The organism is Pseudomonas phoenicis, assembly GCF_047302395.1.
GTDB lineage: Bacteria > Pseudomonadota > Gammaproteobacteria > Pseudomonadales > Pseudomonadaceae > Aquipseudomonas.
On the sequence record NZ_CP154852.1, the window covers coordinates 1,653,532 to 1,678,367 of the forward strand.

Genomic DNA, 24,836 nt, shown 5'->3' on the forward strand with positions numbered 1-24,836 from the left:
TCGCGCAAGAAGACTTTAGAGATATCTTCACCTAGGTCACCAACCTGCTGATTGGTTAACTACAAATGGTCTATCCAGTCGCCAGACTTGATGGTAGATCTGCTCTTCACGTAATCGCTGTACTGAGCTTTGTACTTCTCAATATTACCCTCAATATCTATAGAAATAAATCCGCCCCCCCTTTCCTCTACGGACAGAGCCGTCGGCTTGATCTTCATCGGCGTAAACTCCGTCAAGACCCCTAAAACCTTTGACCTATGAAATATAAAACTTTTTCCTCCACCTAACGGAAGAATCCTATCTATTACACAGAAAATTATTTCAGGATTTTCTATCTCGACCTTTTCATAATTTTCGTAATTTTCATAATTTTCTGAGCAACCCCCAGTTATGAGGAAAGGCTTATAGTCAATAATAACAAGCCATCCCTCCAACTCAACTTCATCCCCAATATTCACTACTACCTCTCTATCACCATAGCATTGACACCTGTTGACATAGCACCATCTAACAGGCCTTTTTGTACGCCTCTGGGACCTACGTACGGGTCTCGCGTCATGTAATAATTTACGCCATCGATCGACTCAACACTATCGACAATAATGAAGTGCCTTCCTTGGCCGGCAGGAACTTGAACAATAACGCTTGCCCCTTCTATCAGCGCCTTGTTCAATTGATCAGGTAGCATTGTTTTATTAACGGTGTTCTTCACTTCCGCTTTAGATATAACGTTCGATAGCTCCATAGTATTGACACCGGTTGGCCTGACTCCATTTGCGAAGCTTCCGATTACCTCATCAAGGCTAACGGTTGCACCTGTTTTGTCAGTAATCGTCATTGCTGCGCAGGCTGGTCCGCATACAGGCGCATCACCTTGTAGAACAACCGAGCCTTTTGGTTGATATGGGATTGTTTTAGGCGCTCCAGCGATACCGCCTGCACCATCAACAGAAGTATCTGTTATCGCTCTCGTTCCGCCTCCGACTTCCCCCGCAGTGAACCCCAGCAACCCCGTCGCATTGAGCACCGCCTGTGCCCCATACACGCTCTCTGAGCAGGCGTCGCCTCCTTACCGGTGATAGGATCCACACCACTCAACGCCATCCAGCTCTGGCAGCCAATCCCTACCGGGCCCATTCCGGCGCAACCGGTGCCTGGTTTCTTTTAGAAGTTTTGTCCTAAAAAATCGAGAACCCAAGTGCCCTTAGTTATTCGGCCTTGAGATCTCGCAAGTATTGCAGCTGAGTTTCACTCACACTATCTTGGAAAAAAATTTATGACTTTTATAGACCAGACCTCGTTCTACAGAGATACCTGCGGGTTCGCATCTAATCATCGAGATGAAATTGATCAGAGGATAATACAAGCTGCGCAACTGTGCACCCGTGCTCGTCGCAAAACTCTATTTCATAGCCCTCAACTGGCTGGCTATATATTTCAATAATCGCCCCTTTCATCCTAGCAAACACCCCCTCCTCTGGTGTATCCTCAACTAAGACAATCACATCAAAAAGCGAATAATTCAACTTATAGCTCTCACTTGACATAAAGGATCGCTATTTTAGGGGTAGCGGAGCGCGAATCGTATATCCAACCTGTACGGACGGTCGCCGTATTCCCGTTTGGTCCCGTTATGGGCATATCTATAGTTCTGCGCTGACCAAATTTATCTGAAGCGCCTGACTTGGCAGGATAAATATTTGTACCTTCCCAAATTTTCGCTATCAAAATTTCAGCATTCGACTGGTTATAGCCCAGCACCGACTCAAAGACTTTCGTTTTGTTACCACTTACAGAATGCGCTGTATTCGATGCATCGGATTTCACTTCTCCCGAATTAATCACCGCTTTTTCTGCATTTATTAACCGGCCCGGTGCTTGGGTCTGAAATGCCTGCAGCTCAAGTGTGCCTACAGTGTAGATAAGCTGATCTTTACTTATCGCAACAGGGATACTGGAAAATATATGAGCGGAAGCTTACCCTTACGCCATCAATTATTTTGCTTCAACGTTTTTATTAAACTATCAAATTCTTGAGCAACGAATTCCTTTTCCTCTGGCGAAAGCAATACATTCATAATCTGGTTATCAGTAACACAGTCATATACATCTATGCCAATCCAACCTTTAGACCAAAACTCTACAGTTCCCAGCTTATTGAACCCTTCTAATTCTATCCTTTCAAGGTCACCAAAATCCCCATCAGTAAATGATGTGTAGGTTAGAGAAAAACCCTTTAAAATTGGTTTTACTCTTTCATCAAACCAAGACCTATCCATAAGACTTTTCACTTCTCACCTAGAATTTCAATATTCTTGATGGCCGGCAAGTGCTCGCCGCCCTGCTTATTAAGCAAGAACTGCTGAGACTTACCTGTATCAGGACCGATCATCTTGAACCAACCATCCTTCCCGCCTTGCAGCAAACTGTTAGCTGGAACATCAAACTCAACATAGACAAAGCCTTTGGGAGCAGCCCCTTTAAAGTCAGCGCTGCCGTTGGTCGAAATGAAGGTTTGTCCTCCACCGCCTTGCACCGCTTTATTTGTATTTTGCATTTGTGCCAGCTCGCTACGAGACATCCATCTTCCTACACGAGTGATGCTGACACTGTCGATGACCTTGGTTTCGCCAAGCTTTAATGGAGTATTGACTGTCGCTTTTGCAACACCTCCAACCCCCGTAGTCAACCCCAGCAACCCCGTTGCATTGAGCACCGCCTGTGCCCCATACAACGCTCTCTGAGCAGGCGTCGCCTCCTTACCGGTGATAGGATCCACACCACTCAACGCCATCCAGCTCTGGCAGCCAATCCCTACCGGGCCCATCCCTGCGCAACCGGCGTCGAATTGCTCCTTGGCCGTATCATCCAGCCAGACCTTGGTGGCCGCCACTTTCGCAGCAGTTTGCGCTTTGAAGGTCTCTGTTTGCTCAGGACTGGCCAACTCTAACAAGAACTCACGGCCCAAATTCGTCTCGGTGGTCTTGCTCGAAACGACACAGCCGCCACATCCCGCCCAGCCTGCAACGTGCCGTAATTGGTCACATCCCGACCCGCCGACACCGCCAGATCCTGCCGAGCGCTCACGCCACTCCCAGCATCCGTCACCGTGCGGTACCCCGCCCCATCGCGCACCTGGATCGCCGTACGCTCGTTGGTAACATCGCCACGCACCGCCGCCAGGCTCACGTTCTCCCCGCGAATCTGCCCCGCCATGGCGTTGCGGATGCTGTCCTGCGCAATCAACTGCAGGTTGTTGCCCGCCTCCACCAGGCCGCCCTGGTAGATGCTGCCGCCACTGCTCACGCTCAGGTCGCGGCTGGCGCGCAGGGTCCCGACGTTGACCAGATCCCCGCCGCTGATCAGGTTCAGATCGCGGCCCTGGATCAGGCTGCTGCCGCGCACGTTGCGGGCGTCCACCTGGGCCAGGTACAGGGTCGACACCAGCACGGTCTGGCCCTCGACGCCGCGGTTTTCCATCCACACGATGTCATGGGTCAGCGCGCCGACCTGAGCGCCGGTCAGGGTCACGCCCAGGCTCAGGTTGAGGGCGTCTTTGCTGGCCAGGGCGTTGTCTATTAGGTACTGGTCGTAGTCGCTGACCAAGCCGTCGGCGAGGAAGCGCTGGGCGTTTGGTGCGTTGAGACGTGTAGGCGAAGGGTTTATAGTCCGCCCGTCGCTCACAGGCGACTCAGGTTTGGCGACCTGACAGTAGAGAGATGCGCAAGCTCGTAGCTTTTTTGCAGCTAGCTGTGCGCCTGCAAAGTCGTTTTATGACGGCTGTGCGTGGGAGACCTTTGGGTCTGCCGGTTTTCTCTACTGCCGGTTCGCCAACCTACGTACAGCTGTCACCCATTCGTTTGGCGACGTTTGAGTGATGGCATTCATCACTCAGGTAGAGAGTCTCAGCATGAATCGATATATTCCGCTTACCGGCCTTGATTCGAATGTTCCTGCGCTGTTGATTGATGCGCAGGCGCCAATTCATGTTCTTCATGATGCTGCTGTATATCGTATTCGTACGGTGACCGAAGCGTTGGAAAGTTTTGCATGCCTCGAAGGCATAAATGAAGACATGAATTTTATAGATTCTTGGGTAAAGCTACTAGCGACTCAATTGAGAGACGGCTGCGACTTGCTGGATGTAGTCAATAGAAAGCTCAACTCTGAGAGTTAACTTCAGAATGGGCAGTCGAAATATTACTGCCCACCTACCTAGGCTAGGTTGTTAAAGAACAAAATCCCATCAATCAAATCAAGGGTTAGAGTAGATCATTCACTAGAAATCCGCAAACAAGCACCTAAATAAACTGACACTCTCGAGACAGAATCTCATTGGCAAAAATATTTTCTCTAAACTCAAAAATTACCCATAAGCATTAAAGCTGAAAATTGGTTTAGAAAGTCGAACGACTAGCATTCTCAAAATTCGATCTCTATATCCAAAGTTAATAATAATCGGAAATCCTCCATCAGCTTTCAAACTCTAGTACAGGCATGTACAGCTAGATGCAAGAGAGGCGTGTTTTGTATTTAAGCTTTGCTCCTGCTGAGAAACGGAAAAACTTTCTCCATTCCCCTTATGCTATCGCTCCTGTCCTGACAGGGCGCGGTCAGTAAGGTATACAGTCCAGATGATGCGTGCTCGTGTAATGGAACAGTCCCAACGCTGGCTTTCAAATGCCCAACTTCGAAAAGGGACGCCTTAAAGCAGAGTAGCCTCTTTCAACTCAATAGCTTTAAGCTGACATCGCCTGTCAAGAAAAACGTACTAAACGCTTCTTTTACGATGGCTAAATCCAAGCAGACTAACTCACCGTTCCAAAGATTACCTAAAATCTCACACTCAGTGCCTTTTAGTGCCGGATTAGAATAGGAACGCATAACGTAATCCAACCCATCATCTGCACCTAAGGATAAAATATACCTACCATTGTCACACAAGACCTGCAGAATTTGCGGGCCTATGTCTGGGCTATCAACAATACTTAAAGTGAGGGAACCACCCTTCTTTTTAATTTTATCAAGATAGTGTTCAATGTCACGCCAGTCCGGGAAATTGTTATGCCCCCCGTGAGCCTGATCACCCATCCCAATCACCCAAGACAAAGAATATTTTTTCATCAGTTTAATTCTTTAATGGAGCGCATGCCGGGTTTCCAATACAGGGTTTTGCCTGTAACAACCTCATTAACCTCAAGATACTTCAAGCCGGCTTTTTCGGCCGCCGCTGCAATATCCCCTCGACAATAACCACAAACCGCCTGACCCTCAACCTTGAGAGACATTGTTGCCCCTTGGGTTTTTCCAGCATTATAAGTTTGCTGTATGACCCCAATTTCAGCATGTGCAGTTGCCATGTTTGCATTTGGCAAAGGTTTACCAGATGAACCTATCTTTGCATTTACACGATCAGCTATAAGGGTCGGCTGATCAAATTTTGCTTCAAAACCGGGTCTTGCCGTCTGGTTTACATCAGTGAACGTCTGATCGCCAATTTTAACTTCCGCTTTTACTTTCGGAGCAATTGTTTCCGGGCTACCTCCAATCTCCGCTTTAAACCCCAGCAACCCCGTCGCACTGAGCACCGCCTATGCCCCATACAACGCTCTCTGAGCAGGCATCGCCTCCATACCGGTATGGGACCCACACCGCCCAATGCTATCCAGCTCTGTCAGCCAATCCCTACCGGACCCATCTTTGCGCAATCGGCGTCGGGTCGCTCCTCGGCCGCATCATCCAGCCAGGCCTTGGTGGCCGCCATGTCCGCATCGATTTGCGCTTTTAAGCTTTGAAGCTTTGAAGCTTTGCCTATCCCATCTGAACCGCGGTCAGTAAGGTAGGCAGTCCAATCTAACAAGGACAATTCCTGAATTCTAAATTTTAACTAAAGAAACTTCTGAAGGCGCCCTCAACTTTTACACAAATATTATCAGGCTTGAAAATTAAATTATCTAATTCAGAAATCTCAAAATTTAGTAAGGGATTTGCAACTACAGGCGACCTCAATCCGCACTTTTGGCGAACTTTAATAATTGCAAAAACCTCAAAAGGAATTAAGTCAAACGGTGGGTTTTTGAACTCAGGATCCCAAGCCCCACCTTTGTCTTCGGAGTTAGCCAAGTGATATTGACATACCGCATCCAACACACTGGCAAGCTGTTTCTCATCTGACCAGCTATCTATAACGCTCTTATAGATGCCGAGATCCATAGACTCAATCAGAGCAGGTGCACTTCTACCCGAATAGACAGAATAGAGCCACAGCATGAAAGGTTCAAATCGACGATTTTTGAGATAGCCGTGATCAACAGCTCCATCAGCAGTTAACATTCCGACAAGCACATCGGCGACCGACTCCGCTAGATCGCACTTATCCGCAGCAATGAAGCATGCGAGTAGGCAACCTGCGCTGCTCAACTGATTAGTCAAATTCGGGGCCCTTCTAATATTTTGAAGGAAACTCGTAGTCGAAAAAACCTTAGCCCTGAGCATTAACACCCAATAACGGTAAATAATCGCTCGGGACGTTTCCTCCCAGCCAGAAATATCATTGGCATAAATAGAAACCTCTCCCTGTATACCGTGACAAGCTGCAAGTATGCTCAATGAATCAGACACATTGCCCAAACCCTCTAACGACTCACAGGCAAGATCTTCTTTAAGATACTCAAGCTCTTGAGCTACCATCCCATCCGACTGAGACAGCCAGTGCCGATGCTGCTCAAGGATTCTTTCTATTTTTTTCACCCTAATAGACCCCTCAGTCAATTACGCGCCCAAGGTGAGACCCGCAATACTTCACCCTGTAAGTCAACGCCGATCAAATTACCACTCACGTTTTCAGGCGAACGTCTGAACTCTCTAAGCATCTGCCTAGCCTGCTGCTGCTCTACCACGCTAATGCTCTTGTAACGTCCTTGTCGACTGGCCGCCTGACCCAGAACATCCTCGACGAACGTTGTCATGTTCTGCTGTCGTACGGAAAGATCTCCTACATTCCCCGTCCGCGAAGTTTTTACTTCAGTGAACGCGAGACGTCCGTCTGGCGTGCGGCTGACGATGTCAATGCCGTTGCCACTGCGGTTCTGCACAGCGAAGATGTTAGTATGGTTGTTGTCGCGCAAGAATACTTTAGAGATATCTTCACCTAAGTCACCAACCTGCTGATTGGTTAGCTTCGAAAGATCCTTGCCTCGGATAGATGAAAACAGATCAAGTGTCGTACCCGAAGTAACGGCCACATCTGTCTGACCTAGTCCCTTAGCAACACCTCCAATCCCCGCAGTCAACCCCAGCAACCCCGTCGCATTGAGCACCGCCTGTGCCCCATACGACGCTCTCTGAGCAGGCGTCGCCTCCTTGCCGGTGATGGGATCCACACCACTCAACGCCATCCAGCTCTGGCAGCCAATCCCTACCGGGCCCATCCCTGCGCAACCGGCGTCGAATTGCTCCTTGGCCGTATCATCCAGCCAGACTTTGTTGGCCGCCATGTCCGCAGCAGTTTGCGCTTTGAAGGTCTCTGTTTGCTCAGGACTGGCCAATTCTAGCAAGAACTCACGACCCAGGTTCGTCTCGGTGGTCTTGCTCGAAACGACACAGACTTTATTACCGATGGAGCAGGCCACCAAGTCGCCTGGCTGGTGGCTGACAGCTGGAGTCTTGAGGAAGTCATCCTCAGTCCCCGCTGTTTCAGGTAATACTGAACTCGCTTTCTTCAAAAGCTCGCTGATGTCTTCAGACAGCGCTTGGCAGTTCGCCGAAGACACGCCTTTGCAAGACTCGGCAAACTCTTTCTGCTTCATCTGCAGCGTGATGTCTTCGGCGCCGCGCAACTGATTGTTTTCGACCGCATTTTTGGCTGCCTCAGCCCCCGCCAATGCATTGGCCGAGTCGCCCCCAGCGATACCGCCGGCCAAACCTCCCGCCAACGTCGACAACGCAGAAATCTGCTGTTTCTGGGTTTCGGTAAGTTGATCGGCAGGTGTGTCAGGGTACAACTGCGAGGCAACCAACTCACCGATGCTGGCGCCTGCGGCCCCCGCAACGGCGGAGTTCTGTTGGGACTTGGCGAGTACCGCGCCAAGCACGGCATGGGCCATCAGTCGTGCTTGAAGATCGTCACCCGTGTTGTCTTTGATGATGCCGGCGATGTACGGCGCTGAGGCCCCTACCGCCGCCTGGCCCAAGTTACCCGCAGCAAGCCCCTGAACTGCGGCCGTAACTGCTTGGGCCGCGCGTTGCAAGCTGCTGCCGGTACCATAGGTGTCCATGGCCTTTTTATAAGCGCTGGTACCTTGCAGCGCCTCCACATACGCAAGACGATCTTCATAGGAGGCATTGGGATCAGCGCCAGGCATGTTCTTGTCGCTCAGCTCTGCCTGTGCCGCTTTGGCCGCTTCGATGGACCCCTCTGTCCGGATGATATCCATCGACTGGCTGGCAATATCGGCAATCAACTGAGCCTGACGTAGGCGCTTTTGCTCTTTTTCCTTGTCGAAAATAGGGCTCAATGCGTTATTGGCGTGCTCTACATCGCGATTCAAAGCAGACACATCCTGCTGCTGCCCTTGCGCGTTACGGATGTTGATCGCGCCTTCCGATATCGCTGAATAGGTTGTGCTGCTGGCGTCGCCTTGATGCTTGGAACCGGAGAGGAACAGGCTACTCATGTTGCCCGTGAACGGCGTACCGCTAGACCCGCCCGTACCGCCGGTCACACTTTGCGACTGGCTTGTGAAGTCGGCCTTGTTGCTGATGTTCGACCAACCCAGGGTGCCAGTGCTCAGGCTGTTCTTATCAGCACTTGCAGTGCTACCGATAACGCTGCCATCAAGCTGGGTGTGGTTGCCCACGTTGAGCTGATAGCCGTCTTTGCCCGCAAAAAGCCCCGTCTGCTCCGAGACGCTATCGAAGTCCGACTTGATCTTGTTCTGGCTGACGCTCAGTGATCCACCGCCCGTCATGGTGCCGAACGTGAAGCTGGCGCCTCCGCTGACATTGGCCTGTTTGCTGTCGTAGCGATCCGTATCCTGCTGACTGCTCAGCGTCAGATTTCTTTTCACGTCCGCGACGATTCGCTGCGCGCTCGCCTGGGCACCTTCCAAGGTAGTGTCACGGCCACTGTTGATCGTCAGCTGGTTCCCGGCATTGACGGTAGTTTCCGTCCAGACCGTACCGTTACCCTGCTGCTTTCCAGAACCGGAGTTGCCGTTGGCGAATACGCTCAAACCAGCGCCACTGGAGCCAAACCCAAAACTGAGCCCGACTGCGCCACCGCTGCTTTTGTTGCTGCCGTCGAGCATCTGCGTATTGAGGCCGGAACGTAGATCGATATCCCTGGCCGCAGACAACAGAATGTCGTTGCCTGCTTGAAGCTTGCTGCCCTGGATGACGATATCGCCGCCAGTATCGCTCGACTGCTGATTGCCAGTGGCGACTATGCTGAGATTATTGCCAGCGGTGAGGCTGCTGCCCTGGCTGACGACTTGTTCTTCAAGTTGCTTGGAACTGGACTTCTGACTGCCCAGCGAGAGTGCCAGGCCAAAGAAGCTTCCCGCTTGTGCACCGGACTCCAACGCCTGTGCCGCCTGCCACGACTGATACCCAGACAGGCCTGCCTTGACGCCTTGCAGCGCAGTGAGGCGGCTGTCCTCTTCGCGTTTGGCCTCCTGGACGTTTTGTACGGTGGTGTTCACCGCCTCGCCGACTACGCCGGAGAGCGCCAGGGTCAAACCAGACTTCTTGCTTTCGCGTTGCGATTGCGTGGATGCCTCGTTGGCGGCATCGGTGATGCGCACGTTCTGGCCGCCGAGCCTGATGTCCTTCCCTGCCACGATATCCGATGCGATGACATCGACATTCTTGCCCGCCGAAACATTGACATCGCCTAACACACTGCCGACCGTACTTCCCCTTTGCGTCTGGCTGACAGTGCCTTGCTCAAAGGAGTCTTTTGCCGAACCCAGCGTAATGCCGATACCGCCACTTTCCATAAGGCCCGACTTTTTCGTGACCTGACGATGCTGCGCCGTAAAGTTTTCGGCGGCGCTGTCAATCCGCACGTCGTTGCCTGCGCGGATGTTGGTTTCGTTTGTCGACACCACGTTGCTGCCAACAATCGAGACGTTACGTCCAGCCTGTACCGATGTGGTATCACCGCTCAACGTCGAACCGTTTGTGGAAGTAGTAGTCGCCGAATCGCTGCTCATCTTGCGGGTCGTGGAAAAACCGAATCCGCTCGACTTGGATTTTGCAGTCTGGGTGAAGTGGGTGTTCTGGGCTGCGTCGAGATTGACGTCATTGCCTGCCAGGACCGCGACTCCACCGTCTGTGGTCTTGACGGCGGAACCGATGAAATTCACATCCCTTGCTGCAGCAACCGTGCTGCTTCCTTGGGACTCGATGACAGACCCAACGGCTTGCGTGGTGTTGTCCTCGGACATCTTCGAACTTTTCTTACCCCAAGACCCCTTTTTGGTTTGAGCGTAATACGAAGACTTCGAGGTTTCGCCAGCCTCCAAGTTGATGTCGTTATTGGCATACAAATACGCCTCATGCCCTGCAACGACCTTGCTTGCAACCAATGTGGTATCGCGGCCGGTAATGCTGGTGAAGTCTTGTCCTGCCGTCAAAACACCATTGGCGCGAGTCGTCTCTCCATTCGAAGACGCCGTCCGTTTTTTCCCACTCTTTTCCTTCACGTCCACGTTATGCACATCGATCCCGGATACCACAGACAGATCGCGGCTTGCTTGGACGTTCAAGTCTTTGGCAGCGGTGGCATTGGCGGCCCGCACGTTGATATCCCGCTGGGCATCTACACCGATATCGCCTTCTGCGGTGACATTGGAGCCGAGATTTTTTATATCCGTCGTTATGACCGACCGATGCCCGCCTTGAAAAATCTCGTGCTTCTCGCTGGAATCCGTCTTCGCCAGCAAATTAACGTCATTACCCGCCTGCAACGCCACATCCCGCCCAGCCTGCAACGTCCCATAGTTGGTCACGTCCCGACCGGCACTCACAGCCAGATCCTGCCGAGCACTCACCCCGCTCCCGGCATCCGTCACCGTGCGATACCCCGCCCCATCGCGCACCTGAATCGCCGTGCGCTCGTTGGTAACATCGCCACGCACCGCCGCCAGGCTCACGTTCTCGCCGCGAATCTGCCCCGCCATGGCGTTGCGGATGCTGTCCTGCGCAATCAACTGCAGGTTGTTACCCGCTTCCACCAAGCCACCCTGGTAGATGCTGCCGCCACTGCTCACGCTCAGGTCGCGGCTGGCGCGCAGGGTGCCGACGTTGACCAGGTCGCCGCCGCTGATCAGGTTGAGGTCGCGGCCCTGGATCAGGCTGCTGCCGCGCACGTTGCGGGCGTCCACCTGGGCCAGGTACAACGTTGGCACCAGCACGGTCTGGCCCTCGACGACGCGGTTTTCCATCCACACGATGTCATGGGTCAGCGCGCCGACCTGCGCGCCGGTCAGGGCCACGCCCAGGCTCAGGTTGAGGGCGTCTTTGCTGGCCAGGGCGTTGTCCATCAGGTAGCGGTACTGGTCGTAGTCGCTGACCAGGCCGTCGGCGAGGAAGCGCTGGCCGGTCTGGGCCAGCACGGCGTCGCGGATCAGGCGTTGTTCATAGAGGCCGTCGCCCAGGCGCCGCCAATTGGCGTCGGGGCCGATGTCCAGGCGGTCGAGCAGGTAGTCGGAGCCGAGGAAGCGTGACAGGTCGGTGAGGTTGGGGTTGGTTTCGATCAGGTAATGGCCGTTCGGGTCGGGGTTGCGCACGAACAGGCCGTAGTCGCCCTGGGGCAACTGGAACGTAGGGCCGGCGGTAGGGTCGACCGCTGCGAACGGAATGCCGCTGTAGTCCACCGGTGTGATGGTGGTCTGGCCATTGGCGTCGGTCACGCGCTGCACGCTGGGCAGTGCGCCCACAGTAGCGGCGCTGGCGTCGACGGCCTGTTTGTTGAGGGTGATGTCGATGCCGCCGACCGGTACGCCGGTCTGGTCGTCGCCCAGCTTGCCGGTAAGGATTTCCAGGGCGTTGTGCTCGCTCACCGAGCCGTTCTGCACGCTGCGGGCGACGTTCAGGTTGACCGTGCCGCCGGCTTGCAGGGTGGCGGCATAGAGCGGCTTGGTGCTGTCGCTCCAAGTCGTGACGTTGCTCTCTTCGCTGAAGCGTGCGTCGGCCGAACGGGCCTTGAGCAGCTCGAAGCGCGCCAGGTCGAAATTGCCGGCGGCTACGGCAGCGTTGAAGGCCGGGACGTCGATGTATTCCATCTGGTCCCAGTAACCGGTGTCGATGCGCCCGGGCGTGCCGATGACGATCTTCTGCTGGCCGGTGCGCTCGGTGGCGCCGAGGTTGAGCAGGTCGTTGGCAGTGATGCTCAGGTTGCCGTTGGCCGCCAGCAGGCTGTAGCGGTTCTGCACGTCGCTGGCTTGGATGGTGAGGTCTTTACCGGCCACCAGACGCGCGCCGGGGCTGTCCTGGATGGCGCGCTCCAGCAGGGTTTGTTCGATGGTAATGGTGCCGCGCTTGAACGAGTCGTGGCCGCCGCAGTGCTGGCCGCACACCCAGCTCAGGCTGCCGCTGACGATCGACTCGCCCAGCTCGAAGCTGGCCTTGGCGTTCTCCACGCTGGCGGCATTCAAGGTGATGGCACCTTCGCTTTCGACGGTGCCGGACAGGTTGCTGAAGCGCTGCGCGGCGCTGCCGTCGCGATTGGCGACGCTCAGGTCGCCACGGCTGTACACGTCGCCATAGAGGTTGCTGAACACCTGCGCACGCAGCGCCATGGCGCCGCCGCTGAACAGCAGGGTGTCGGGGTCGTTGCTGATGCGCTCGGCGTTGAGCGTGACCGCGCCTTGGGCGCCGAGGGTGCCGCGGTTGAGGATCTGCGCGGCGTCGATGGCCAGGGCCTGGCGGGCGGTGAGGTAGCCGAGGTTGTCGAGGCTGCCGGTCAGGCTCAGGCGGGCGTCGCTGCCGGCGCCGATGCGGCCACCGTTCTGCGTGACGTTGGCGGCGCTGATGGCCACCAGGCCTTGGGCCGACAGACGCCCGCTGTTGTTCAGGTCGCCGCTGAGGTTGAGGGTCAGGTCGCCGTCGCTGAGCAGCTCGCCGCCGTTGTCGAGGCTGGCGAGGTTCAAGGTCAGGCCGCTGGCGCTGGCCAGGCGGTCGCCGGCTTGCAGGGCCAGCGTATCGCTGGTGTAGGTCAGGGCGCGGTTGAGCTGCACGCTGCCCAGGCCGTCGACCTGGCCGAACTGCCAGTCGCCAGCGCCCAGCGCGGTGATGCGTCCGCCGGCACCGCTGACGCGGTCGAAGGCCAGGCTCAGCAAGCCTTCGCCTGCGTGTTCGATGCGCCCGCCGCGGTTGTCCAGCAGGGCGGCTTTGAGGCTGAAGTCGGTGCTGCCAGCGGCGATGCTGCCATTCTGGTTGAGCAGGCTGCCGGTCAGTTCCAGGCGGCTGAGGTCGTTTGCCGCGGCCTGGGCCGTGGCGAGGCCCACAGGGGAATTGCCGAGGGCGCGCAACTGGCCGTCACGGTTGTCCAGGGTCGCAGCGCTGAGCGTGAAGCGGTCGTTGGCTTCGATCAGGCCGCTGCGGTTGTCCACCTGGTCGGCAGTGAGGTCGAGGATCTCGCCGCTGATCTGCCCGCCTTGGGTGTTGGTCAGGGTAGTGCCGGTCGAGCGTAACGCGGTCTTGGCGAACAGGGTGCCGCCAGTGTTGTCGAGGGTGCCTACGTTCAGCGTCAGGCCGCCGACCAGGCTGGCCACGGAGCCGGCCTTGCCGTTCTGGCTGCCATTGTCCAGGCGCCCGGCCGTGATCTCGACGCTGTCGCCCTGGACGATGCCGCCCAGGTTGCTCAGCGCCGCCTGGCCCAGTTGCAGGGCGGTGGTGCCCGCAGTGGCGAGCACGATGCCGGCGTCGTTGTTCAGCGCGCCGCCCGTGTAGCGCAGGCCGTCGCTGCCGGCGACCAACTGGCCGCCCTGGCCGTTGTTCAGGGTGTCGGCGTGCAGGTCCAGGCGCTGGCCGCGCAAGCTGCCGCCACGGTTATCCACAGCCGCGGTGCCGTCCAGCGCAATGCTGTGCTGGCCGGCGTCGACGATGCCGGTGAGGTTGCTCAACACATCGCTGACGCGCAGCTGCACGTCGCCGCCGTCGCTGACCAGCGCGCCTTTGCCGTCGTTGTACAGGCGCTGGGTGTCGAGGCTCAGGCTACGGCCGATCACCGTGCCGCCGCTGTTGTCCAGCCAGGCGCCGCGCAGCAGCAGGCTGCCGTCGCTCTGCACCCGGCCGCCGTCGTTGAGCAACTGGGCCTGGGTGGCGCTGCGGGCGAAGTCCAGGCTCAGGCCCTGGATGCCGGCGGCCAGCAGGCCTTGGTCGCGGTTGTCCAGGCGCGTGGCGGTGATGGCGAGCTGTTCGCCGACGATCTGCCCTTGGCGGTTGTCGAGCTGGCCGGCGCCGAGGTCGAGACGTTCGCCGATGATCTTGCCCTGGCGGTTGTCGAGGTCGGCCTTGGGCGCGGTCACGCGGATGTCGGTACCGAGCAGGCTGCCGTTGCGGTTGTCGAGGCCGGTGGTGGCGAGGTCGAGGTTGCCGGTGACGGCCAGCAGGCGCCCGCCCTGGTTGTCGACTTGGCCTGTGGACAAGTCCAGGTGCCGCTGGGCCTGCACCGTGCCGTCGCGGTTGTCCAGACGCGTGCGCGCAGCGATCTGCGCGTCGCCGCCGCTGGCCGAGAGCAGGCCGGCGCGGTTGTCGAGGGTGTCGCTGCTCACGTTCAGCGTTTTGGCGTCGATCTGCCCGGCGGCGTTGTCGAGGGTGGCGGCGTTGAGGGTCAGCTGGCCGTTGACGACCTGCAGCAGGCCTTCGCGGTTGTCCAGCCGCGCCAGGTCGAGGGTGACGTCCTGTCCGTTGCCGAACAGCAGCACCCCGCCCAGGTTAACGATGGCGGGCGCCGCCACGAACAGCGCCTGTTCGCCGACCACGCGGGCGGCCTTGCCTTGGTTGTTCAGGGTGGCGCTGGTCAGCTGAGTGCGCTGGGCCTGGAGCACGCCGCTGTTGTCGATGCGTTGGCTGGCCTCGACGGTCAGGTTGCGGCTGGCTTGCAGGGCCCCGCCGTTGTCGAGCGAGGCGGCGCGCACGGTGACGTCGCCAATGGCGTTGCGGCTGTTGTCGTTTTCGATGCCGGCCGCGACGGTGCCGGGGTTGCTGAGCGTGCCGGCGTCGATCTCGACCCGCTCGCGGGCCGCCAGGCTCTGGCGGTTCACCAGCTCGCCGGGGGTGCGTACGTTGACGCTGTTGGCGTAGGCCTTGCCGGTCATTTCGACACTGGGGGCGGTGACGTTCAACGCACCCTTGGCCGAGGCCTGGGCCATGTTCAACTGGCCGTTGGCGTCGATCTGGATGTCGCCGGCGCTGGCGGCCAGGTTGCCGGCGGTCTTCACGCCCACGCCCTGCTCGGTGCCCACCAGCTTGATGGTGTCGGCGTACATGCCGCCAAGCGCCGAGGAGTCGATGGCCAATTGCGGTTTGTCGGCCGGATCGCCCGGGCGCGGGGTGGCGGCCAGGGTGTCGGCGTCGACGTCGTTGGCGCCGGCGACCACGTTGAGCCGCTTGGCGTAGAGGTCGGCGTTGAGCTTGGCCGAGCGGGTGATGAGGTCGAACTGGTCGATGTTGCTGGCGTCCAGCCCCTGCCCTTCGATGCTGATGCTGCCGCCATCGACCGCGAAGTGGTCGAGCTTGCCGGTCGCGTCCAGCACGGGCTTGCCGGTGCTGAGGGTGACCCGCGGCGTGTTGATGAAGCCGCACCCGTTGCACGTCACGCCATGGGGGTTGGCGACGATGACCCGCGCCGACTGCCCGGCCACTTCGGTGTAGCCCTTGAGCTGGGTGGCGTTGGCGCCGTTGACTTCGTTGAGGATGGTGCTCGCCGCACGCCCGCCCAACTGCTGGTTGCCGAGGATGTTGCCGCCCAGTTGCGTGCCCTGGATGGCTTGGGTCGAGTTGTTGAGGATCAGCCCCTGGCTGTCGACGTTGTAGCGCTGGTACTGGTTGTGCGACAGGCCCGCGGCATTGGGCGCGGCGATGTTGACCACCGGCACACCGTTGCCGGCCTGGCCGACGCTGGTGTGGGTGGTGCCGCTCACGGCGATGCCGTCGGCCATCGCCCAGATCGGTTGCCAGAACATGACGTTGGCCAGCAGCACGGCCAGCAGACGCTTGGGCAGGCCAAGGAAGTTCGGCCGGTCGGCGAGTGCGGCGGTGGGTTGGGCAGCCAGGGCCAAGTGGCGAACGTCCATGTGGGCAACCTCGAAGCTACGTCGTCGACGAGCGAAAATTAAAGATAGAAATCCATGCGGAAGTAGATTGGTGCTTCGCGGTCGAGCACGTCCGGACGTTCCAGGGAATGGGCAAAGGTGACCGAGGCGGCGACGTGCTCGCCGCGGGCGAACAGTTCCAGCGAGTTGCTGCTCAGGCGGCCGTGCTCTTCGCCGTTGTAGCGGTCGTTACGAATCACGCCCTGGTCGTAGCCGAGGGCCACGCCGTATTCGCCGAGCACCGGGCGCAGCGCGTCGAAGGTCACCGGGCGGGTCCAGCGCAGTTCGTTGCGCCAGTAGCCGCCGCTGTCGCCGGTCAGGAACTGGTCCTTGTAGCCGCGTACCGACGACGACCCGCCCAGGCTCAGGCGCTGCGGGCTGAAGAGCGCGTCTTCGCTGCGCTGGCCGGTGGCCAGGCTGGTGAAGGCCAGGCGTTCGCCCCACAGCTCGAACGGCTGCAGGTAGCTGAGGGTGCCGGTGTACTTGCGGTAGCGCGCGTCGGCCTCGCCCGGGCCCGGATCGTGGCTGCCCTGGGCGTCGAACAGGCCGATGCCCTGCTGCATGCCCAGGTCGAGGTTGACGAAGGCCGAGCCGATGCGCCGGCCGTGGTTGATGCCCACCTGCGCTTCGCTGATGCGGTTGCTGCTCAGGTCCAGCCGGGTGTCGCCGAAGAAGTTGTTGGTGCGGATGTGCGCCAGGCCCAGGCTGACCGAGGTCTTGCTCAGCGTGTCGCGGTGGATCACCCGCTCGGCGCTGAACTGGTGGGTCTGGCTGTCGCCGTCCTGTTCCACTTCGCTGCCTTGCACGTCGATGCGCGAGCGGTAGTGGCTTTCGCTGTAGAAGTAGCTGAAGGTCCACCAGCCCCAGGGAACGTTGTATGCCAGCAGGCCGTTGCGCGAGCTGCGCTGGTGGTCGCTGACCGCGTCGTGGCCGCCGCGCACGCTGAACTGGTCGGCCAGGCCCAGCGGGTTGTCCCAGTCGAGGCCGGCGTTCCACTGCTGCTCGCCGGTGCTGCGCAGGCCGTCGTTGTTGCGCGACAGGCTCGCCCGCCAGGGCTTGTCGGCTTCGTTGCGCACCAGCACGTCGCTGCCGCCGACGTTCTGCCCAGGGCTCAACTCCATCTGCACCCGGTTGGACGGCAGGCGGTTGAGCTGGTCGACCATCTGCTCGATCTCGCGCAGGTCGAGGGGTTGGCCCTCTTCGCCGGGAAAGGTCATCGCCAGTTCGCGCTCGGACAGGCCGCTGCCGGCGTCGCCGCGCAGCCTTTCCAGGGTGCCTTCGACCACCAGCACTTGCAGCCGACCTGTGGATAAGTCCTGCTGCGGCAGGTAGGCGCGGGTGGTGACCCAGCCTTTGTCGAGGTAATGGTCGGTGATGGCCTTGAGCAGCCCGTTGAGCTGCGCCACGCCTAGGCATTGGCCTTGGTAGGGCGCGGTCAGCGCCTGGCGCTCGCGGTCGCTCAGGGCCTTGGCGTCTTGCAGTTCGATCCGTTGGATGTCGAAGCAGCGGGTGTCGGCGGGCGCTTCGGGCACGGCGGGGGCGGCCTGTTTGCCGGGCAGGTCTTGCAGCTCCTGCAGGCGGCGGCGTTGCTCTTCGAGCAGGCGGTCCTGGCGGTCGCGGATGAGGTCTTGTTCGCCCGGAGTCGCGGCGAAGGCGGAGAAAGACGCTGCGAGGCTCAGCAAGGCCACAGCGGGGGCCATCCACATCCTTGTAGAAACGGGCATAGAAATTCCATTGGAAATGCGGGAGATGCGCGCAGGAGGCGTCAAGATGGCAGCGGATGCCAGCGATCTGACATCATCTGTAACATTGGTGACACTGACCGTTTTCGGCAGGAAAAATTCCCCGACGCGTGAGTACGGGGAACTGGGTACGCAAGAATGCGACGCGCGGTACATGTGAAAAGGGGCAGACCGAGCGTACGTGCAGTGGGTCGATATGCCCTCTTTCTAGAACAAACCGCCCAATGTAACGGTGACCCCACCCCCCGCCTGCACCCCAGCGTTGACGCCCGCCGTGAGGATCACCCCCTTGGCCGAGCGCAGCAGGCGCACCGCGCTGTCGTGGGGCAGCAGCAGGTTACCGATGGGCGTAACGGTGGCGACGGTCATGGCCAGCAGCTTGGCGTCCAGCCCGAACAGCATGGCCGAGCCGCTGGCACCGGCGAGCAGGCCCACGCCTCCTTCGAAGAACACGCAGGCCCCGGTAAAGTCCTCACGCTGCAAGCCGCGCTCGGCAACGGCATCGGCGACCAGGATTCGGCCGACGGCCGGAAAGTCTTCGGTGGCCCCTGCCCCGCCTACGCTCTTGCCGCGGATGTTCAGGTTGATCTTGCCGAAGCGCGGCAACCGCGCGCCGAGCCCGGCACCTATCCCCACCGAGCCGTAGCGGAACTGGTGGTCCTTGCCTTGCGGATCGATCACGGTCAGCGCGCCGCCAGAGGCCGCGGCGAACAGCACGGTCAGGCCGCCGCCGGTAGCAGTCTTGTAGCGCCAGTCGCTGACGTTGACCGGAAGTGGAATGTGCATAGGTACGTCCTTGTCAGGGCCGGGCCGAACGGCGCCGGCGAATCCATGTGGCCAGGTGGTAGCCGCCGCCCATCGTGGCGGCCACGGCGAACGACCCCACCAGCAGGCTGGCGCCCCACAGCGCGCCGCGGTCTTCGATGATGGCCGTGCGGGCCGGCGCTTCGGCCTGGTAGCGCACGCCGACCGGGTCGCCCACCGCATAGCCGAAGATCAGCCCATCCTCGGGGTAGCTGAACGCTTGGCCGGTGGCGTCGGTGAAGTCGATTTGCGGGTGGCTGCCGCCAGCGTTCAGTGCGCTGACGTGGCCGTCGGCGCGCAGCGCCTGGGCGAGAAAGGCGTGGCGCGCCTCGACCATCGAATAGGTGGCGAGCAGCAGGCACAGGCCCAAGGGCAGAAAGATCGCCGCGCGCAACAGATCGCCGCGAGGTTGGGTTGGCGGGCTTGCCATGAAAGATTTCCCTACATCGTCCGTGAGTGGGGCGTATTGCAATCAATCGATGGAGCAAATGCAAGCGGCCCGGTGTGAGCGCCTTGGCAAAGGCTGCAATCGATCGGCGCCGACGGCGGGCATCTGGGCTGGCCTGCTTGGCGAGCACGGTGGATGGCAACCCCCCTTCGCACACGGCGTGCGAGGCATTGTGCCTGCATCGTCCGCTCGCCTGCGCCGACGGCTATTCCTTCATCCCTCGCCTGCCTTCTAGAATGGCCGCTCCTGGCCCACTAGAAAGCCCGCCAATGACCTCAACCCAACCCGGCGCCACCATCGTCGCTGCCCTGCACGCCACGGCCCAACAACGCGGCTATAGCCTCGACCCCTTCCAATGCTCGGCCATCGAGCGCTTGGGGCAGATGGCCGACGCGCTGCTCGCGCCGCGCCGTCGCAGTGCCGCACGCAGCGTCTACCTGTGGGGCCCGGTGGGCCGCGGCAAGAGTTTCGTACTCGACGGTTTCTTCGATGCCGTCGCCCTGCCGCACAAGCGCCGTGTGCACTTCCATGCCTTCTTCCGCGAACTGCACCAGCGCCTGTTCGACCACCTCGACAGCGGCCAGGCCATGGACAAGGCCTTGGACGACCTGCTCGGCGACTGCCGGCTGCTGTGCTTCGACGAGTTCCACCTGCACGACATCGGCGACGCCATGCTCATCAGCCGGCTGTTCAAGGCCCTCTTCGGCCGGGGCATAGCGCTGTTGGTCACTTCCAACTACGCGCCCGGACAGTTGCTGCCCAATCCGCTCTACCACGAGCGTTTCCTGCCCACCATCGCGCTGATCGAGCAGCACATGGACGTGCTCGCCGTCGCCGGCGAAGTGGACTACCGCGGCTTGACCAGCGCCGAACCGGACCCGTTCCACCAGGGCGCCTACCTCTGCCCCGGCAACCCGGCCCAGCGTCAGGCCCTGGGCCTGCCGCAGCGCCCCGCCCGCGCCCACGACATCAAAGTCGGCCACCGCCTGCTGCGGGTGCTGGGCGCCGAGGGACGGACCCTGCACGGCTCGTTCAAGCACCTCTGCGAAGGCCCGACCGCCACCATGGACTACCTGGCGCTGGTGGCCGACCACGACCGCTGGATTCTCGAAGACCTGCCGCAGCTCTCCAGAGCTTCGGCGGCCGCGCAGCAGCGCTTCATCAACCTCATCGATGTGCTGTACGACCGCCGCTGCCAGGTGTTTCTGATCAGTGCGCTGCCCTTGCACGAAGCCTTGAACAGCGCGGAAGCGGCCGATCTTTCCCGCACCCGCAGCCGCCTGTCGCAGTTGCGCCAGATCGCGGCGCTGGACGATGCACCGGTGTGCGCCGATCCTGGCTGAGCCGGCGCCATCGAGCCGAACGACCGGTTTTTCGTTCGGAAAAAACAGGCCCGAGACCGGACCATTCACCACAGGAAGTCGTCTGCCATGGAAGAAGCGTTGTCGTTGGGTGGGTCGAGTTACGCCGTCGTGTTCGCAACGCTGTTGGGCGCCTACGTCATCTTCGGCATCGCCGGGTTCGGCTCCGCGCTGATCGCCAGCCCCGTGCTGGCGCTCTACATCCCCATCGCCAAGATCGTGCCGCTGCTGGCGCTGATGGACCTGTGCGCCGCCTGCATCAACGTCAGCCGCGACGGACGCAAGGCCGACTGGCGCGAGCTGCGCCGGCTGGTGCCGATGATGGTGCTGGGCAGCCTGGTGGGTGCGGCGATCCTGCTCACGGCACGGCCCGAGGGCCTGTTGCTGGCCCTGGGGCTGTTCGTGGTCGGCTATGCCTTGTATTCACTCAGCGGCCTCAAGCCCCAACGCCGCTTCGGGCCGGCCACGGCCATTCCCTTTGGCGGCGTGGGCGGGGTGTTCAGCGCGTTGTTCGGCAGCGGCGGCTTCATCTACGCCATCTACCTGAGCGGCCGGCTCGACAGCAAAGACGCCTTGCGCATCACCCAGACCACCCTGATCGGCCTCAGCACCCTGACCCGCGTGGTGCTGTTCGCGCTGGCCGGGGTGTACCTGGACACTTCGCTGCTGTGGCTGGCGCTGTCGCTGGCGCCGGGCATGGTGCTGGGGATTACGCTGGGGCGGCGGATGACTTTGAGGATGTCGCGCGAGCAGTTCCTCAGGGTCATCAACCTGGTGGTGTTGGGGTCGGGCATCGTGCTGATTCTGCGCTACTGCCTGTAGCCGAAGGTCGCCGACGCTGTGTCCGCCCAGGGATTCACTGGCTGGCCTTCTTCGCCGAGTCCTGGGAGGTGATCGCGGCAACAGGTGGCACCAGCTCCAGCACGCGATCGCGCCCTCCTTCGGCGAGCAGATAGGTGCCTTCGGCAGTGCGCACGATGGATTGCGGCGCCTTGAGGAACGACAGGATGGTCTGCCGCCCGCCCTGGGGGTCGACCAGCAGCAGGCGGGCGCGGTGGGTGGCGTCTTCAGTTATCCACAGGCCGCGTTGGTCGCACATCAGAAACGTCGGCTGGTTCAGGTTGGCCAGCACGACCGGGTCGCGGCGGTCCTGGGTGAGTTGGCGGACCTGGCCGGCCTTCTTCTGCGTGTAGAGCAGGCGGCCGTCCGTGCAACGGGTGATGGATTCGGCCTCGTCGAGCCGGTCGCGCAACACGGTCAGCGAGCGGTCGCTCCAGCGGTAGCGCAGCAGGCGGCCATCCTCTTTGCGGTCCTCGATGGCATACAGGTCGTCGCCATCGTTCCATAGCCCCTGGACGTTGTGGCCTTCGAACAATGGGGTGACCTTGCCTTGCTTGAGCAGGCTGACCATGGCGCCCCCCACTTCCTGGCTGAACACCCATCCGCCCTGGGCTGCCGCCATGCCGTCGGGTTTCGACAACTGGCTCACCACGCTCTGGCGCGTGCCATCGGCATGGATGCGCACGATGCTGCCTTTGCCGTCGCGCAGTTCCTGGCTGACCATCAGCGAGCCGTCGGCCAGCGGCGCCAGGGACGCGGCCTTGGGTACGTTCGTGTGGTTGACCTGAACGCGCCAGCCGGCAGCCGCTTGCACCGGGTAAAAGCTCTGCCAGGCGAAGAAACCCAGCGTGGCGACGAGCAGTACGCCAACGACGCACAGCAGGGTTCGGAAGAGGGGGAAAAAAGTGCTCAAAACGATGATCCCGTCGGGCTGTGGATCAACGACGCCACCACACGCCCGACGTTAGGCATGGAAGCGTCGTTGGTCTTGCCAACCCGAAGGTGTCTGCGCCACGGCGGATGCCGAGCATGTTGACGCAGACGCTCTGTGCCCAAGCCCAGAGCCGGCTACTCCCCAACGAAGGTGCGCCACTCTAGCGGCTCGGATGTCAAAAAAGGATCAACGCCGCGCGCAGTGCCGGTTTTCGAACGCGAGCGCCGCAAGGCACGCTCGTCCGGTGGGCGGCCTGCACGATCAATACTTCCAGGTTACCGACGCCGTCAGGTTGCGCGGCGCGCCGTAGCTGGCGGTGGTGGCGTTGTTGTACAGCGACAGCAGGTATTTGCGGTCGGTGAGGTTGTTCAGGTTGAGCGATGTGCTCCAGTGGCTGTCGATGTCGTAGCTGCTCATCAGGTCGACCAGGCCGTAGGCGTTCTGCGCAATGGCACCGTTGTTGTCGTTCTCCACTTTGGTCTGCCAGCTGACCCGCGCACCGACCTTCATCTGCGGCAGGCTCGGCAGGCGGTAGGTGGCCATGGCGCGGATCGCATGGGCGGGCACGTACTTGCGGGCGCGGTCGCCGTCGTCGTTGTCGATGTGTACGTAGGTGTAGCCGGCGAGCAGGTCCACGCCTGGGGTCACTTCGCCCGAGGCTTGCAGCTCGACGCCGTGGCTCTTCACGTCGCCTGGGATGGACAGGTTCTGGCTGCCGTCGAACACGGTGCTCACGACCACGTTGCGCTGCTCGGTCTTGAACAGTGCGCCGGTCAGGTGCAGGCGCTGGTCCAGCACACTGCCCTTGATGCCGACTTCCATGCTCTTGCCTTCCAGCGGGTCGAGCAGGCGACCGTCCAGGCCGACCGCGTTGTACTGCGGGCTGTAGATCTGGGTCCAACTGCCGTAGACGCTCCAGGCGTCGTTCAGGTCGTAGACCAGGCCGGTGTAGGGCGTGACCTTGCCGTGTTCGCGGGTGTAGTGCTCGGTGTCATAGCTGGTGCCCTTGCCGTCGGCGCTGAGCATGCGCGCACCGACGATCCAGTGCAGGTCGTCGGCCAGGCTGAAGCGGGCGCCGCCGAAGATGCTTTTTTGTGTGTCCTGGAAGTTTTGTCCCAGCGCTTCGCTGGTGGCACCGAACGTGGGCATGGGCGTGGCGCCCGCCAGAATCCCCGAGAAAGAGGTGCCGAAGGCGCTACCATTTTCGAGGTCCTCGTCGTACTCCTGGCCCTTCTGGTGGGTGCGCCCATAGGCCGCGCCGAAGGTCAGTTGGTGCTCGCGGCCGAACAGGCTGAAGGGACCTTGCACCTTGGCTTCACCGATCAGCTGGTGCGCCTCGCTGCGGGTGTGGTTGGCATAAGCACCCGCCACATCGTCGGTGACCGAGCCGACATACAGCATGTTGGTGTTCTGCTTTTCCTGAATGCCGGTGGCGGTCAGGGTCGCACTCCAATCATTGCCGAAATCGTGCTTGAGCTCGGCGAAGGCGCGCTGGGTGTGCAGGTTCCAATAGGTCCACGGCTGGCCGATGTTGCTGCTGCGGCTGCTGTAGTGGATCGGATTGCCGCTGCTGTCGACCAACGGCAGGTTGCCCCAGGTGCTGCCGTTGGCATCGCTGTTGTGCTGAGACAAGCCTAGGGTCACGGTGTCGGCGTCGGACAGGTCGAACGCCAGCAAACCCGCCGCGATGTTGCGCTCGTGGCTGTAGCGGTCCATCCACGAGTTGCCCTTGTCGTGGGAATAGATGAAGCGGCCACGCACGTTGCCGCTGTCGGTCAGCGGGCCGGCGACATCGACGTCCACACGGCGGCCGTCCCAGGAACCGACCGAAGTCTCGACCTGCGCCTGGAAGGTATCGGTCGGGCGCTTGCGCACGAAGTTGACCGTGGCCGAGGGGTTGCCCGCCCCGCTCATCAAGCCGTTGGCGCCGTGCAGCACGTCGATCTGCTCGTATTCGGCCAGGTCCTGCTCGCCCACCAGCACGCTGCTGACGAAGGGCATGCCCACGCCGTCGTACTCGAAATTGTTGATGTCGAAACCGCGCGAGGTGAACTGGGTGCGGTCGGTCTCGGTCTGCTCGACGGTCACCGACGGCGCGGCGCGCAGGGCGTCCTTGATGCCGGTGATCTTGAAGTCGTCCAGTTCCTGGCGGGTGATGGTGGTCACGCCCTGCGGCGTCTGCTTGTCGGTCAGGCCGAGCTTGGTGGTGCTGGACGACGCCCTGCCTTCATATCCTTCGCTCGGGCCTTCGTCGCGGTTCTGCACGCTTTCGACCTGGATGGCGGGCAGCGTGAGGTCGTCGGCCGCGTGAACGATGGGCATGGCGCTGCACGCGCCGACGAGCAGCAGGCGGGCAGGAAGATGAGTTTTCAAGGCGGTGTCCTG

19 protein-coding genes, 1 pseudogene and 1 riboswitch are annotated in these 24,836 nt (G+C 60.2%); of the genes and pseudogenes, 3 read left to right on the top strand and 17 right to left on the bottom strand.

Features of this window, described 5'->3' with window-relative positions; translation table 11 throughout:
• Positions 1 to 59: 59 nt before the first annotated feature.
• The 7 genes and pseudogenes from AA0Z93_RS07520 to AA0Z93_RS07550 form a co-directional block, all read right to left on the bottom strand.
• The gene (locus tag AA0Z93_RS07520) at positions 60 to 458 is read right to left on the bottom strand and encodes a hypothetical protein (protein WP_413045700.1); all 399 of its coding nucleotides are present in this window, start codon (positions 456 to 458) and stop codon (positions 60 to 62) included.
• A gap of 2 nt (positions 459 to 460) precedes the next feature.
• Positions 461 to 1,027 carry a hypothetical protein gene (locus AA0Z93_RS07525; RefSeq protein WP_413045699.1) on the bottom strand — a complete coding sequence of 189 codons (567 nt, stop codon included), beginning with the start codon at positions 1,025 to 1,027 and terminating at the stop codon, positions 461 to 463.
• A gap of 301 nt (positions 1,028 to 1,328) precedes the next feature.
• Positions 1,329 to 1,547 (bottom strand): DUF4926 domain-containing protein, encoded by a 219-nt coding sequence (locus AA0Z93_RS07530; RefSeq protein ID WP_413045698.1) that lies wholly within the window; start codon positions 1,545 to 1,547, stop codon positions 1,329 to 1,331.
• Complete coding sequence (locus AA0Z93_RS07535) at positions 1,537 to 1,965, bottom strand: DUF6883 domain-containing protein (RefSeq protein WP_413398584.1); 429 nt, start codon at positions 1,963 to 1,965, stop codon at positions 1,537 to 1,539. The genes AA0Z93_RS07530 and AA0Z93_RS07535 overlap by 11 nt, the downstream gene beginning before the upstream one ends.
• A gap of 26 nt (positions 1,966 to 1,991) precedes the next feature.
• Positions 1,992 to 2,291 carry a hypothetical protein gene (locus AA0Z93_RS07540; protein WP_413045697.1) on the bottom strand — a complete coding sequence of 100 codons (300 nt, stop codon included), beginning with the start codon at positions 2,289 to 2,291 and terminating at the stop codon, positions 1,992 to 1,994.
• A complete protein-coding gene (locus AA0Z93_RS07545; protein ID WP_413045696.1) occupies positions 2,288 to 2,968 on the bottom strand; it encodes a pre-toxin TG domain-containing protein in 681 nt (226 codons plus the stop codon). The genes AA0Z93_RS07540 and AA0Z93_RS07545 overlap by 4 nt, the downstream gene beginning before the upstream one ends.
• A 35-nt stretch (positions 2,969 to 3,003) precedes the next feature.
• Positions 3,004 to 3,639, bottom strand: a pseudogene (locus tag AA0Z93_RS07550) (hypothetical protein); the annotation flags it as partial.
• Positions 3,640 to 3,910: 271 nt separating this feature from the next.
• Here AA0Z93_RS07550 and AA0Z93_RS07555 point away from each other — a divergent pair.
• A complete protein-coding gene (locus AA0Z93_RS07555; RefSeq protein ID WP_413048328.1) occupies positions 3,911 to 4,177 on the top strand; it encodes a hypothetical protein in 267 nt (88 codons plus the stop codon).
• Positions 4,178 to 4,725: 548 nt separating this feature from the next.
• On the opposite strand, the gene AA0Z93_RS07560 is transcribed toward AA0Z93_RS07555, so the two are convergent.
• The 8 genes from AA0Z93_RS07560 to AA0Z93_RS07595 form a co-directional block, all read right to left on the bottom strand.
• Positions 4,726 to 5,124: a DUF6911 family protein gene (locus tag AA0Z93_RS07560; RefSeq protein WP_413045695.1), complete on the bottom strand. Its 399-nt coding sequence runs from the start codon at positions 5,122 to 5,124 to the stop codon at positions 4,726 to 4,728.
• Positions 5,124 to 5,588, bottom strand: a complete 465-nt coding sequence (locus tag AA0Z93_RS07565) for a hypothetical protein (protein WP_413045694.1) — start codon at positions 5,586 to 5,588, stop codon at positions 5,124 to 5,126. The genes AA0Z93_RS07560 and AA0Z93_RS07565 overlap by 1 nt, the downstream gene beginning before the upstream one ends.
• A gap of 86 nt (positions 5,589 to 5,674) precedes the next feature.
• Positions 5,675 to 5,860: a hypothetical protein gene (locus AA0Z93_RS07570; protein ID WP_413045693.1), complete on the bottom strand. Its 186-nt coding sequence runs from the start codon at positions 5,858 to 5,860 to the stop codon at positions 5,675 to 5,677.
• Positions 5,861 to 5,883: 23 nt separating this feature from the next.
• Positions 5,884 to 6,750, bottom strand: coding sequence for a hypothetical protein (locus tag AA0Z93_RS07575; protein WP_413045692.1), 867 nt, complete (start codon positions 6,748 to 6,750; stop codon positions 5,884 to 5,886).
• A gap of 17 nt (positions 6,751 to 6,767) precedes the next feature.
• Entirely contained in the window at positions 6,768 to 16,304 is a 9,537-nt protein-coding gene (locus tag AA0Z93_RS07580) for a hemagglutinin repeat-containing protein (RefSeq protein ID WP_413045691.1), read from the bottom strand.
• A gap of 38 nt (positions 16,305 to 16,342) precedes the next feature.
• A complete protein-coding gene (locus AA0Z93_RS07585) occupies positions 16,343 to 18,046 on the bottom strand; it encodes a ShlB/FhaC/HecB family hemolysin secretion/activation protein (RefSeq protein WP_413045690.1) in 1,704 nt (567 codons plus the stop codon).
• Positions 18,047 to 18,271: 225 nt separating this feature from the next.
• On the bottom strand, positions 18,272 to 18,850 hold the full coding sequence (locus AA0Z93_RS07590; RefSeq protein ID WP_413045689.1) for a hypothetical protein: 579 nt from the start codon (positions 18,848 to 18,850) through the stop codon (positions 18,272 to 18,274).
• A gap of 13 nt (positions 18,851 to 18,863) precedes the next feature.
• Entirely contained in the window at positions 18,864 to 19,298 is a 435-nt protein-coding gene (locus AA0Z93_RS07595; protein ID WP_413045688.1) for a DUF3592 domain-containing protein, read from the bottom strand.
• Positions 19,299 to 19,585: 287 nt separating this feature from the next.
• On the opposite strand from AA0Z93_RS07595, the gene zapE reads away from it, so the two are divergent.
• Both zapE and AA0Z93_RS07605 read left to right on the top strand, forming a co-directional pair.
• Positions 19,586 to 20,659, top strand: coding sequence for a cell division protein ZapE (gene zapE / locus AA0Z93_RS07600; protein ID WP_413045687.1), 1,074 nt, complete (start codon positions 19,586 to 19,588; stop codon positions 20,657 to 20,659).
• An 87-nt stretch (positions 20,660 to 20,746) separates the two neighbouring features.
• The gene (locus AA0Z93_RS07605; protein ID WP_413045686.1) at positions 20,747 to 21,499 is read left to right on the top strand and encodes a sulfite exporter TauE/SafE family protein; all 753 of its coding nucleotides are present in this window, start codon (positions 20,747 to 20,749) and stop codon (positions 21,497 to 21,499) included.
• Positions 21,500 to 21,533: 34 nt separating this feature from the next.
• On the opposite strand, the gene AA0Z93_RS07610 is transcribed toward AA0Z93_RS07605, so the two are convergent.
• Both AA0Z93_RS07610 and AA0Z93_RS07615 read right to left on the bottom strand, forming a co-directional pair.
• Entirely contained in the window at positions 21,534 to 22,430 is an 897-nt protein-coding gene (locus AA0Z93_RS07610; protein WP_413045685.1) for a hypothetical protein, read from the bottom strand.
• Positions 22,431 to 22,440: 10 nt separating this feature from the next.
• A riboswitch (yybP-ykoY riboswitch) is annotated at positions 22,441 to 22,606 on the bottom strand.
• Positions 22,607 to 22,712: 106 nt separating this feature from the next.
• A complete protein-coding gene (locus AA0Z93_RS07615) occupies positions 22,713 to 24,773 on the bottom strand; it encodes a TonB-dependent siderophore receptor (protein ID WP_413048327.1) in 2,061 nt (686 codons plus the stop codon).
• Positions 24,774 to 24,836: the final 63 nt, after the last annotated feature.